12 protein-coding genes and 2 pseudogenes are annotated in these 13,433 nt (G+C 36.9%); all 14 read right to left on the bottom strand.

Annotated features, from left to right (window positions below; genetic code table 11):
- Positions 1 to 16: 16 nt before the first annotated feature.
- Positions 17 to 1,558, bottom strand: a pseudogene (locus DKK79_RS14980) (DNA translocase FtsK); the annotation flags it as partial.
- 1,419 nt (positions 1,559 to 2,977) lie between these two features.
- Positions 2,978 to 3,478 (bottom strand): annotated as a pseudogene (locus DKK79_RS14975) (DNA translocase FtsK 4TM domain-containing protein); the annotation flags it as partial.
- Between the two features lie 139 nt (positions 3,479 to 3,617).
- Positions 3,618 to 4,139 (bottom strand): gamma carbonic anhydrase family protein, encoded by a 522-nt coding sequence (locus DKK79_RS10885; RefSeq protein ID WP_110424117.1) that lies wholly within the window; start codon positions 4,137 to 4,139, stop codon positions 3,618 to 3,620.
- Positions 4,140 to 4,141: 2 nt separating this feature from the next.
- A complete protein-coding gene (locus DKK79_RS10880) occupies positions 4,142 to 5,383 on the bottom strand; it encodes a Bcr/CflA family multidrug efflux MFS transporter (protein WP_220019222.1) in 1,242 nt (413 codons plus the stop codon).
- A 95-nt stretch (positions 5,384 to 5,478) separates the two neighbouring features.
- On the bottom strand, positions 5,479 to 6,168 hold the full coding sequence (gene rsuA / locus DKK79_RS10875) for a 16S rRNA pseudouridine(516) synthase RsuA (protein ID WP_110424116.1): 690 nt from the start codon (positions 6,166 to 6,168) through the stop codon (positions 5,479 to 5,481).
- Positions 6,169 to 6,183: 15 nt separating this feature from the next.
- Positions 6,184 to 6,921, bottom strand: coding sequence for a class I SAM-dependent methyltransferase (locus DKK79_RS10870; protein ID WP_110424115.1), 738 nt, complete (start codon positions 6,919 to 6,921; stop codon positions 6,184 to 6,186).
- Entirely contained in the window at positions 6,908 to 8,935 is a 2,028-nt protein-coding gene (prlC, locus tag DKK79_RS10865) for an oligopeptidase A (RefSeq protein WP_110424114.1), read from the bottom strand. The genes DKK79_RS10870 and prlC overlap by 14 nt, the downstream gene beginning before the upstream one ends.
- A gap of 94 nt (positions 8,936 to 9,029) precedes the next feature.
- Positions 9,030 to 9,287: a BolA family iron metabolism protein IbaG gene (gene ibaG, locus DKK79_RS10860; protein WP_034885211.1), complete on the bottom strand. Its 258-nt coding sequence runs from the start codon at positions 9,285 to 9,287 to the stop codon at positions 9,030 to 9,032.
- 77 nt (positions 9,288 to 9,364) lie between these two features.
- Complete coding sequence (locus DKK79_RS10855; RefSeq protein WP_034884910.1) at positions 9,365 to 9,637, bottom strand: STAS domain-containing protein; 273 nt, start codon at positions 9,635 to 9,637, stop codon at positions 9,365 to 9,367.
- 6 nt (positions 9,638 to 9,643) lie between these two features.
- Positions 9,644 to 10,285, bottom strand: a complete 642-nt coding sequence (gene mlaC, locus DKK79_RS10850) for a phospholipid-binding protein MlaC (protein WP_110424113.1) — start codon at positions 10,283 to 10,285, stop codon at positions 9,644 to 9,646.
- Between the two features lie 2 nt (positions 10,286 to 10,287).
- Positions 10,288 to 10,866 carry an outer membrane lipid asymmetry maintenance protein MlaD gene (gene mlaD / locus DKK79_RS10845; RefSeq protein WP_110424112.1) on the bottom strand — a complete coding sequence of 193 codons (579 nt, stop codon included), beginning with the start codon at positions 10,864 to 10,866 and terminating at the stop codon, positions 10,288 to 10,290.
- Between the two features lie 11 nt (positions 10,867 to 10,877).
- Positions 10,878 to 11,657: a lipid asymmetry maintenance ABC transporter permease subunit MlaE gene (gene mlaE / locus DKK79_RS10840; protein ID WP_034883517.1), complete on the bottom strand. Its 780-nt coding sequence runs from the start codon at positions 11,655 to 11,657 to the stop codon at positions 10,878 to 10,880.
- Positions 11,657 to 12,463, bottom strand: a complete 807-nt coding sequence (mlaF, locus tag DKK79_RS10835) for a phospholipid ABC transporter ATP-binding protein MlaF (protein ID WP_034883528.1) — start codon at positions 12,461 to 12,463, stop codon at positions 11,657 to 11,659. Before mlaF ends, mlaE begins: the two co-directional genes overlap by 1 nt.
- A 276-nt stretch (positions 12,464 to 12,739) precedes the next feature.
- Positions 12,740 to 13,339, bottom strand: a complete 600-nt coding sequence (locus tag DKK79_RS10830) for a methionine ABC transporter permease (RefSeq protein ID WP_375537984.1) — start codon at positions 13,337 to 13,339, stop codon at positions 12,740 to 12,742.
- Positions 13,340 to 13,433 lie beyond the last annotated feature (94 nt).

Raw genomic sequence — 13,433 nt, 5'->3', positions numbered from 1 at the left:
ACCTGCAAACTTTAGCCTAATAATCATTAGGTGTTGCTTGCGCAAGTACTTCTCGATTACCATTATGGCTAGGCGCACTTATAATACCCTCTACTTCCATTTGTTCTACAATGCGTGCAGCACGATTATAACCAATTCTGAATTTACGTTGGACGCTTGATATCGAAGCGCGACGAGTTTCAACCACAAATGCGACTACTTGATCGAAAAGTGGATCAAGATCCTCGTCGACCATATCAAAGCCGCCACCTTCATTATCATTGCTTGAAACTGTTACATTTTCGATATATTTAGGTTTACCACGTGCTTGCCAATCTTGTACTACCGCATGAACTTCTTCATCTCGGACAAAGGCTCCATGAACGCGAATAGGTATTGAGCTATTTGGTGCCAAATAGAGCATGTCACCCATACCAAGAAGTGATTCTGCTCCCATTTGATCTAAAATAGTCCGTGAATCAATCTTGCTAGAAACTGTGAACGCAATACGTGTTGGTATGTTGGCTTTAATTAAACCGGTTATAACATCAACAGAAGGTCGTTGGGTAGCCAGAACTAAATGGATCCCTGCCGCTCTTGCTTTCTGCGCAAGTCGTGCGATCAGTTCCTCCACTTTTTTACCGACAGCCATAATCAAATCGGCAAATTCATCGACCATAACTACAATATAAGGTAGTTTTTCTAATGTTGGCATTTCAAGATCCATACTATCAGTTGGTTTCCAAAGTGGATCCGGAATTGGTCTTTGCATTTCTTCGGCAAGTTTGATTTTTTCATTGAAGCCAGCAATGTTACGAACGCCCAAAGCTGACATTAATCGATAGCGGCGCTCCATTTCATTAACACACCAATTAAGCGCATTAGCCGCATCTTTCATATCAGTTACCACTTGGGTTAATAGATGAGGTATTCCTTCATAAATCGACAGTTCTAACATTTTCGGGTCGATCATTATAAATCTAACATCTTCAGGCTGTGATTTATATAAAATGCTTAATATCATGGCATTAACACCAACTGATTTACCTGAACCAGTTGTTCCTGCAACTAATAAATGTGGCATTTTGGCTAAATCGGCAACCACAGATTGCCCCGAAATATCTTTACCAAGAACAACGGTAAGTGGTGATTGTGCATTTTTAAATTGCGGACTGTCTAGTACCTCTCTAAAATAAACGGTTTGCCGATTTTGATTTGGTAATTCAATACCGACATAAGGTTTACCCGGTATAACTTCGACAACACGCACTGAAGGCATGGATAATGAGCGAGCTAAATCTCGATCAAGTGTCGAAATTCTTGCAGCTTTAATTCCCGGTGCAAGTTCTATTTCAAAACGGGTAATCACTGGCCCCGGTAAATAATCGACCACCCGAGCTTTTACTCGGTAATCAGAAAGGCTTTTTTCGATTTGCTCTGCCATGGCGTTTAATGCCGCATGATCGATTTCAATACGCGTGGTCGGTGGCGGTGTTAATAAATCCAACGAAGGTAAAGGTGTCGTTGGTTTTGGTAAAGGTTTGTCATTGCGTTTTAATAAAGGATGAATAAGACTTTCTTCCTCTTCGTCGTCTTCTTCTTCATGTTCATCTTGGTTTAAAACTGCTTTTATTTCCGTATTGATGGCTGTTGGTTGTTCATTTTTTTTAGTAATAACTTGTTTTCGATAAATATCCTCTATTAAAGGATTTTCTTCTTTAAGAAGAGCGATATCCACTTCTTCAGGTATCTCTACCTCGTTAGAAGTATCATTATTATGATAGCTATTATAATTATTATATTCAGGCATCACGCTTGGCGATACTTCGTCCTCTAAAGGTTGCATTACAATTGGATCATCCAAGTGTTGTGAACTATTTTGATTTGGATTTATTTCGGATTGATCATCGTCAGGAGTAAATAATGGTTTACTTGGTGCATCGGCAATGGTGTACTTATCTTCTTCAACAGGTTGCGTAATTTCTCGATTGTTAGCTTGCCATTCTGATTTTGATAAACTAATGTCGCTTTTCGCACCTTCATTCATAGTTTTTAAATAACTATTGTACTCAGGTATGATGCTTGGCGATACTTTATCCTCTAAAGGTTGCATTACAATTGGATCATCCAACTGTTGTGAACTATTTTGATTTGGATTTATATGGGGTTGATCATCGTCAAGAGTAAATAATGGTTTACTTGGCGCATCGGCAATGGTGTATTTATCTTCTTCAATAGGTTGCGTAATTTCTCGATTGTTAGTTTTCCATTCTGATTTTGATAGACTAATGTCGCTCTTCGCACCCTCATTCATAGTTTTTAAATAACTATTGTACTCAGGTATGATGCTTGGCGATACTTCATCCTCTAAAGGTTGCATTACAATTGGAGCATCCAAGTGTTTTGAACTATTTTGATTTGGATTTATTTGGGGTTGATTATCGTCCAGAGTAAATAATGGTTTACTTGGCGCATCAGCAATGGTGTACTTATCTTCTTCAATAGATTGCGCTATTTCATGATTGCTAGCTTGGCCTTCTGATTTTATTGAACCAATACCGCTCTTCGCACCTTCATTCATATTTTTTAAGATGGTTTCCATTCGAGCTAAAATGGCATCAGGATCAATTTCTTTTTTAGAAATATTGTCTGTTGATTGGCTGGTTTGGTTAATTGTTGTATTTGCTTCAATGGATTGCAATAATTGGGCAGCGGTTTTTATGAATTTTTCATCATCAGTTAATGAAACAGAGCTTGTTTCGGTTGTATCTATATCCGATTCAACCGCAGTTGTTGCATGATTTGCGGTTAAAATTGGCAAATCAATATCTTTATTATCACTACTATCAACATTGTCAGTTAGAGTTAACTGTGACTGTTTTTCAATTGGTGATATTTGCTTATCTTGATTCGAATGTTCAGGTTTTAACGCTTTATTTTGCCTAAATAACCATTTAAGTGGTGATAGCATTAACATTACAAATGCACCAATTTTTTCAAATAGGTATAGCCAAGAGAAGCCAGTCAATAATGTTATGCAGGCTAAGGCTATTGCAAGTAAAGTTAATGATGTAACCAAACTACTCATAATAGGTAAAAGACTGTCAATAACTATAAAACCAAGATAACCACCAGCTTGAAATTGTTCAGGATCACGAATGTTGAGAGTGAAAAAGCCACAACAGCTAAGAACAAAAGCTAAAATTCCGATAATTCGAAAAGAAAGACTGAAGTAGTTAATAGGATCGTTACTATGGCGGTAAAAATACCCCATTAATTGTAAACCGAAGAGGATAAAAATGAACGGTAGACTATAGGCGATTAAGCCAAAAAATTGCAATAAAATATCAGAAATATATGCGCCAAGATAACCACCAAAATTACTAATAGGATAGTGCCAAGCAGTACGTGACCAGCCGGGATCGGATGGGTTATAAGTAAACAGTGATAAAAATAAGCAAATAGATAATACTATTAATGATAATAGAATTAATTGCACGACAATCTGTCTTCCGGTAATGTTAAATTTTTTCAAACACGTTCCTAGATGCTATCTTAATTTAATTTTTGCGTATTTTATCATAATTTGAACCTACTCACAGGGTGAATGGTTGATAAAATTAATTTATTAGCCGCTATTAAGTTAATGGGATTAAGGTTTGATTAAATCTTTTAGCATTTGATACATAATGTTGAGCATTTTTAATATTAGCTTGAATTTCTTCATCAGTAAGTTTGCGAATAATTTTAGCTGGAGAACCCATAATCAAACAACCTTCTTGGTAAGGTAAGCTATGTGTAACTAATGAATTAGCACCGACTAAACAGTTTTTGGCAATTCTCGCATTATTTAAAATAGTACTCCCCATGCCAATTAAGGCATTATCTTCAATCGTACAACTATGTAAAATAACATTGTGACCAATTGTGACATTTTCACCGACAATACATGGTATATCGGTTTCTATATGAATGGTGCTATTATCTTGCACATTGCTATTTTTACCAATATGAATAGTTGCGATATCACCGCGTAAAACCGCATTAAACCAGATGGATACACCTTCTTCTAAAATAACATCACCGATAATCTCGGCTGATTTGGCAATAAAACAAGTAGGATTAATTTGCGGTTTTAAGTCACCTAATTGATAAATCATAATTATTTCCTTTTTATATTTTTGACACTCAAAAATAGTCCTGCAGCAAGAAAGTTGCAAATTACCATAGATCCCACCATTAACCATTCGGTTAAATAGCTCGTTACCGTTGTTGTGGTATGCGTTGAGACGAGAGCGGAAAGCAATACACCTATAGCTCCAGCAACAGCAAAGCGTAGAGTACCAGCAAGTGAAGAGGCGGTACCTGCTATGTGCGAATAATAATCGAGAATGACTGCCATACAATTACCGCCTATTGTTGAGATGCATCCGATATAACCAGCGATGCATGCTACTAAAAAAATAAAACCTAAGTCAAATATACTCACTATTGCCATGCATATGGCTGTAATGAACTGGAGGAGTAAACCTAATTGTATCATTTTAATCGAACCAACTCGTTTCACAATCCGGCTATTAAGCGTGTTCATCGAGACCATAACTATAACATTAATTGCAAAATAATAGCCGAAATTGGTTGATGCTACACCGTGTAAGTTCATATAGACAAATGGTCCTAAACTTAAGAAGGAAAATAAACCTGCGCCAGAAAATGCACCAATCATCATATAAGTAAATACTTGCCTATGTCTGAATAATGCGATGAAATTACTCAAAATTCGAGTTAGGCTGAATTTATCACGTTTGGTTTTAGCTAATGTTTCAGGAATATTGATTATCACCATGGCAAAACAGATGATAGCCATCAAGCAGAGAGCATAGAAGTTAGCTTGCCAGTCGAACCAAAATAGAATAAAACCACCTATAATTGGTGCGAGTAGCGGGGCTACATTAGATATCAACATCACAAATGACATCATTTTAGAAAACTCATCACGATCCCGATATATATCTTTCATTAAAGCATTGATGACAATTGTGGTTGCCGATGCTGCTATTCCATGAAAAAACCGTGCAGTGATTAATTGATTGATACTGGCAGCCAGACCACAACACAGTACGGCGATTATAAAGATAATTAAACCGCTAGTTAGAACTTTTCGTCGTCCATAACTATCAGTCAGTGGGCCAAATAATAGTTGGCCTAACGAGAATCCTAATAAATAACAGCTGATTGTCAGTTGTACAGTAGAGTCAGCTACATCAAATTGCTTGGCAATTGTTGGCATACTTGGTAAATACATATCAATAGATAATGGCATTAACATTGAAATTAAACCAAGAATAAAAATGAGTGCTTGTTTAGAAACTTTGATTTTTATTTGTGGATCTTGTGTTTGCACGTTGTCATCCCTTTGGAGCTAAATAAATATTTTGCTAAATTTTATGAGCTAAAATTTAGCAAAAAATCATTAGTTATTAGAGCTAATGAAAAATACTAATTAAACGAGCTTATCTCATCTTGAGTAAGTGGCCGATATTCACCTTCTGGTATATCAAGAACAATAACGCCAATCTGTTTGCGATGTAATTGGGTGACATGGTTATTTACCGCTGCGAACATTCGTTTCACTTGATGATATCGCCCTTCACTTATTGTGAGTTCGGCGTGGTAATCATCAATGATAATCAATTTAGCTGGCTCGGTCAGTGTTTTTTCACTTTTTAACTGAATGCCTTGTTTAAATATCTCAATAAGATTAGTGGTAAGTGGTTGCTCAACCGTTACTTGGTAAATTTTTTCACAATGATGCTTAGGTGAGGTGATACGATGGGACCATTTACCATCATCCGTTAATAAAACTAGCCCAGTAGTATCAAGATCTAATCTACCTGCCGAATGCAGTTTTTCCGACATAGGTTCATCAATAAAATAGAGGATAGTTGGATGATCAGGATCATCAGTTGAACAAACATAACCTTGCGGTTTATTGAGCATGAAGTAGCGATTTTCGGTAATAGGGACAATTTCGACGCCATCATATTCCACAATTTGGTCAGATGAGATATGATAAGTCCCTGATTTTACAACATCTCCATTAACGGTAACTTTTTGGGCTTTGAGTTCTTTATTAACTATCGTTCGGCTTACCCCTAGATGGTGAGCCAAAAATTTATCCAGTCGCATATTTAAATACTATTCCTATAGACAATCTGATGGCGTGTAAATATCAAAACGGTGATTTTTAGTTTTAATCTCAGCCGTTGGTTTTTGATTGGCTAAAAATGGCGCATAATCAGGTCGTTTAACTACCACTCGCTTTTTAGCTAATCGCCTTGCGGGCTCAAGCAACTCTTCTGCATCGAGATCACTACCGACTAATTGTTGAAAAATACGCATCTCTTTTTTGACTAATGCGCTTTTTTGTCGATGCGGAAACATCGGATCAAGATAAACAACGTCAGGTTTTTCCTGACCAGAATTGAGTCCAAGTAAACTTGAATTATAAATCAAATTTAACTGTTTTTGTAATAATTGGCCAATAGTCGCATCTTGATAAGCGCGATCTAGGCCATCTGCTAATAAGGCTGCGACTACGGGATGTCGCTCAAACATAGTAACCCGACAGCCAATCGAAGCTAATACAAATGCATCCCGGCCTAATCCAGCGGTGGCATCAACCACGGTAGGTAAGTAATTACCTTTAACCCCAACTGCTTTGGCGATAGCTTCACCGCGACCGCCACCAAATTGACGTCGATGAGCCATGGCACCAGACACAAAATTAACCGCAATTGCACCTAATTTCGGTTCATCTGTTTTTTGTAACTCAAGTTGATGGTTTCGAATAACAAGAGTAAATGGTTGTTCAGCATGTTCGGATAACCACTGCTCAGCTAACTCTTTTAGCTGAGCAGTGTTAACATTAGTGGATACCATAGTGACGAAGTAATGCCTCAAGTTGTGGTTCACGGCCACGGAAATTCTTAAATAATGTCATTGGTTCATCGCTGCCACCTTGAGACAAGATATTATCCAAGAAAGCATTACCAGTATTTTGATTGAAAATACCATCTTCTTCAAAGCGAGAAAATGCATCAGCAGATAAAACTTCCGCCCACAAATAGCTGTAGTAACCAGCGGCATAACCACCAGCAAAAATATGACTAAATGCGTGAGGGAATCGGCCCCAATCAACAGTTGGTACCACTGCAACTTGTTGTCTGACTTGTTTTAAGGTTTCTAAAATATCTGACGTTTTATCACTATGTAATTTGAAATCAAATAATCCAAATTCTAGCTGACGCAAGATAAATAATGCAGCTTGGAAGTTTTTGGCATCAAGCATTTTTTCTAACATTTGTTGTGGTAAAGGTTCACCAGTTTGATAATGGCCAGAAATAAATTCTAACGCCTCAGGTTGCCAACACCAATTTTCTAAAAATTGACTCGGTAATTCAACTGCATCCCATGGCACGCCATTGATACCAGCCACTGATGATACGTCAATTTCAGTTAACATATGATGCAACCCATGGCCGAATTCATGGAATAATGTGGTAACTTCATTATGGGTGAATAATGCCGGTTTATCGCCAATTGGACGATTGAAGTTACAGGTTAAATAGGCCACTGGTTTTTGGATATGACCATCAGCAAAACGCATTCGACCGATGCAATCATCCATCCACGCACCGCCTCGTTTATGTTCACGAGCATATAAATCAAGATAAAAACTACCCTTTAATTCACCTGTCGCGTCATAAAGGTCATAAAATTTGACTTCTGGCGCCCAGACTTCAACATCATGCCGCTGTTTGGCAGTAATACCAAAAATACGCTGAACCACTGCAAATAATCCGTTAACCACACGTTGCTCTGGAAAGTAAGGACGAAGCTCTTCATCATTAATGGTGTAAAGATGTTGCTTTTGCTTTTCACTGTAATAAGCGATATCCCATGGTTTAATATCACTTGCACCAAAGTATTCATAAGCATATCTTTTAAGATCGGCTAGCTCCTTTTCGCCTTGTGGTTTAGCTTTTCTGGCTAAATCATTCAGAAATTCAGTAACTTGAGTCGTTGTTTCAGCCATTTTGGTTGCTAATGACTTGTCGGCATAAGTGGTAAAACCGAGTAATTGTGCAAGTTCAGCACGAAGCGATAATATTTGCTTGATGATTTCTGTGTTATCCCATTTACCCGCATCAGGACCTTGGTCTGATGCGCGGGTATTATATGCTTGATAAAGTTCAAAGCGTAAATCTCGATTATCACAGTAGGTCATTACCGGTAAATAACTCGGAATATCAAGTGTTAATAACCAACCTTCTTGATCTTTTGCTTTCGCTTGTTCTTTGGCGGCAGTTAATGCACTTTCTGGCATTCCGGCTAAATCTTCAACATTACTGATAAGTTTTGACCACCCCATAGTAGCATCTAATACATTATTACTATATTGCGAAGATAACTCTGAAAGTTTGGCAACGATTTCCCCATAACGTTTTTGCTTATCTTCCGACAACCCAATACCCGATAATTCAAAATCACGCAGAGCATTGTCGATCACTTTTTTCTGTGCTTTGCTTAAATTTTCGTAGTGTTTGCTATCTTTAAGTTGTTTATAGGCTTGGTATAAAGGTTTATGTTGTCCTACCCAAGTGCTGTATTCAGAGAGTAATGGTAAACAAGCTTCATAGGCCTCACGTAATTCAGGACTATTTTTTACTGAATTAAGATGACTAACTGGTGACCAAGCTCGGCTAAATTTTTCATCCATCTCATCTAAGGGTTGAATTAAATTATCCCAAGTGAATTCACTATGTTGCTCAAGCACTGATTCAATTGTTTTGCGGCAGTTGTTTAATGTCTCTTTAATAGCAGGTAAAACATGTTCAGGTTTGATTTGTGAAAATCGGGGTAATGGTGAATTGCTTAATAGTGGGTTAGTCATACTGCGATACCTTATGCAATGATTATGTTTTTAATAAAACATTATGTTGTGGCTTAGAAAACTTAATTCAAGCCTCTAGGTTCATTGGGTTTAATTATAAACCCATCAATTTGCGCTCACGTTGCCATTCAGCTGGTGTATAAGTTTTGATTGATAATGCATGTATTCGATTATCATTAATAAATTCGGCTAAAGGTGCATAAATAGCTTGTTGTTTTTTTACTCGACTTAATTCAGCAAACATTTCGCCAACGGCAATAACTCGAAAATGGCTACCATCATCGGTCATAACATGAACCTCGTCAAGGTTTAGTGAATTTTTTAATTTAGCTATAATTTCTTGCTTATCCATTATTAAACTCAGTATTTACTTACTATTTATAAAAAAGTTGCGGAACGGGGTTTTGAACTAGCTATTTGCATAAATGGTTACTGATTGATAACTGTTTGCAAATCATAAAGTTCAATTAGTGTTTGTAATTGGGGACTAATCCCTGTCAATTTTAGATTATATTGATTACAAAAATAGACAAGTGTCGCGAGCCCAGAAGAGTCAACCCGAGTTACTTTAGCCACATCAATATGGGTTACATCACTAAAGAGCGTATCTTGGGAAACCCATAAATCATTTAATGAGTGAGTATCAAGCTCACCCATTAAATTAAGTGAATTTTGTTGTTTTTCTGTTTGGATTCGCGACATAATGAACTAACCTTTTTGTTTTTCGTTTGGATCAATTTTGCGGTTGGATAGATCATTTAATTGTTTGGTTAATGCATCAATACCACTTTGGCGTAAAATAGTTGCCCATTCGTTTTGTTTAGTGGTAACCATGCTCACCCCTTCAGCTGTTAAATCATAAGCTTTCCACTCACCGGTTACTGTATTTTTACGCCACTGAAAATCGATACGTATAGGTTGTTGATTTTTGTCTGGTTGATTTAAAAGGACGCGAATTGAAACAAGTGATTTATTGGTTAAATCTTTTGATTTTTCAACTTGGTAAGTTTGACCGTTGTACATTGAAAGTGCTTGAGCAAAAGCTTGAACTAAATAGTTTTCAAAAGCGGTAAAATAAGCAGTTTGTTGTTCTTTGGTTGCTGATTTATAGGCGTCACCTAAGATTAAGGCGCCAGCATATTTAACTTGTACATAAGGTAATAGATCTGCTCTTACAATATCTTTAAGTTTGTTTGGATTTGACTTAATTGATGCAGATTGTTCTTTCATCGTGTTAAAAATTTTATCAGCAGCAACTTGCATATCATTATATGGATCGTTAGCAAATGTTGACGTACTTATCACTAATGCGATTACTAAAAAAAGGGTTTGTTTAAATTTGGTTAACATAGTTACTCCTTACTTTCATTGGTATCTTGTTTGTTATCTTTAGCTGACGACCCACCAACGCTGTATAAAAACTGCCCAATTAAATCTTCAATCACCATGGCAGGTTTGGTGTTACTAATGACATAACCGTCTTCAAGATAAGCTGGTTTATTATTACTATTATTAGTAGTTGTTGTGGTGTCGGAATCTAAAGAATCAAGTTCATGTTCGATGCTTTGATCTAACCCAAAGTTGATATCAATAAATTGTTCACCTAATAGGCCAGAGGTTTTGATTGAAAGCGAACTGGAACTCGGAATTCTATCGTATTGAGCATCTAAATCCATTGTGACATAGGGTTTATAAGTATTACCATTTTCTGATTTAAGGCTAATATTACTTACCCGCCCAATCACAACGCCGCCGATTTTAATCGGTGATCTTACTTTTAATCCACCAATATTATCAAATACAGCATAAACACGGTAGGAATTATGGCTAGCGAAGGAAGTTGGATCGGTAACTCGAAAACATAAAAATAGTACTGAACAGATAACCAGTACCATAAAAAATCCTACTGTAATTTCAACTTTACGACTCATGTTTAATGACCTCAATTACTAAACATTAATGCGGTTAAAATAAAATCTAACCCCAAAATAACTAATGATGAATAGACAACGGTATTCGTTGTTGCCCGACTGATTCCTTCTGATGTTGGCATGCAATCATAACCATTAAATAGCGCAATCCAAGTACTGGCGATTGCAAATGCAAAGCTTTTAATAAAACAGTTACCTAAATCATGCCACCAATCGACATTGCTTTGAATTGAAGACCAGAAAAATCCAGCATCAATACCTTTCCAATCAACGCCGACTAATACCCCACCTAAAATGCCAACAGCAACAAAGATCGCTGTTAAAAAGGGCATACAAAAAAATCCAGCCCAAAATCGTGGCGCGATAATTCGTCTTAATGGGTCAACTGCCATCATTTCCATACTTGATAGTTGCTCGGTTGCTTTCATCAAACCAATTTCAGCCGTTAATGCTGAACCGGCACGACCAGCAAAAAGCAATCCAGCAACGACAGGGCCTAGTTCGCGTAACAGCGCAAGTGCAACTAACATACCTAAACTGGCTTCAGCACCAAAGGTGGTTAAAATGAAGTAACCTTGTAGTGCTAGTACCATACCTATAAAAAGACCTGATACGATAATAATGGATAGCGATTGTACACCGACAAAGTAAAATTGTTTAACAAGTAATGGGAATTGTTTGCTAAATTGAGGCTTACCAATAAGTGCACCAAATAGCATAAGTCCAGAGCGACCTAACATAGCGATGATATTAATGATTGATCGCCCAAGTTTTGCAATTAAATCTAACATTAGTTTGCACCTCTACTTAGGTCTAATTTGTAATCAATTGCCGGATAATGAAATGGTACTGGACCATCAGCTAACCCTTCAAGGAATTGTTTTACACGTAAATCATCATTATTGCGTAATTCTTCTGAGGTACCACCAGCGATAATATGTTGTTCTGCAACGATATAAGCATAATCGGCGATACTCAATACCTCATTAACATCATGGCTAACAACAATACAGGTAAGTCCAAGTGATTGGTTGATTTCAGATATCAGTTTAACAATGACGCCCATGGATATAGGATCTTGTCCAGCAAAAGGTTCGTCAAACATAATCAAGTCAGGATCGAGTGCTATTGCCCGTGCTAAAGCTGCTCGCCGTGCCATGCCGCCAGATAATTCTGATGGCATCATATCTGCTGCACCACGAAGTCCTACAGATTGTAATTTCATCAATACCAAATTATGTAAAACTGGTTTCGGTAAATTAAAATGCTCTCGTAATGGATAAGCAACATTATCAAACACCGATAAGTCAGTGAATAGTGCACCTGATTGGAATAACATACTCATTCGTTTTCGGACTTCATATAGTCGCGAACGAGTCATGCTTGGCACATCTTCACCATCAAACAAAATTTGGCCAGATTGTGGTTTAAGTTGTCCACCAATCAATCTTAATAGCGTAGTTTTCCCTATCCCTGATGGCCCCATAATTGCGGTAACTTTTCCTTTAGGAACCGTCAAGTTCATATTTTTATAAATAGGACGAGTCCCACGATAAAAAGACATATCGTGTATCTCGACCAGGTTCTTTTGTAATATGTTGGTCACAATGAGTTCCTACACTACCATAATTAAATGTCGATTATTTTACTTGATTATTCCAAATATACAAATCTATTAAACAATTTGCTAATTTAGTATTGTTAATAATAGAACATATAGAATTTTATTGTTCGTCATTTTATGCTAAAACTTTATTTTAAATTACAATTATTTGATGATTGTTGATTACTGCTTGTTAATTAATGTGATAAATAGTGGCGTTCATTAGTAAACACCACTATAAAGTACCGCAATATGATTTAAAACTGGCTATTATTCGTGTCTTGCTTTGCGAGCTAAATAATTCCCCGTACTTTGTACAATCTGTATTGAGATAACTAAAATCACCACACAGATATAGATAACTGTATCATCAAAGCGTTGGTAACCTTGTGAATAGGCAACATCACCAATACCGCCGGCGCCAATAGCACCAGCCATTGCTGTTGCACCAATCAAACCAATTGTGGCGGTAGTGAAAGTTAAAATCAAAGAGCTAAATGCTTCCGGAAGCATAAAATGCCAAATAATTTGTACCGGAGTGGCCCCCATAGATTCAGCGGCTTCAATAATACCACTCTTCACCTCTAATAATGAGTTTTCAACTAACCTGGCAATATAGGGAGCAACATAAAATGTTAAAGGTACAATTGCTGCTGTAGTACCGATAGAAGTACGGACTATAAAATAGGTAAATGAATGAAGCGAAAAGAGTAGAATAATAAAAGGTAATGATCGAACAAAATTGATAATTGGATTGATGATCTGATAAACCCGTTTATTCTCAAGTAAACCAGAAGGTCGCGTGGTAACTAAGCAAATTCCTAATGGAATACCGATTAAGGCGCCTAATATTAACGAAAAAACAACCATATATAATGTGTCTATCGAAGCTTGTGCATATTGTTCAACTGTTACTCGGCTTAAAAAATTAGTATTCACATAATTGATAAAATCACTTACTACT

This window comes from Gilliamella apicola (genome assembly GCF_003202915.1).
Lineage (GTDB): Bacteria > Pseudomonadota > Gammaproteobacteria > Enterobacterales > Orbaceae > Gilliamella > Gilliamella apicola_Q.
Note: the sequence above shows the minus strand (reverse complement) of the source record. Positions and strands in the feature narration are given on the sequence as shown.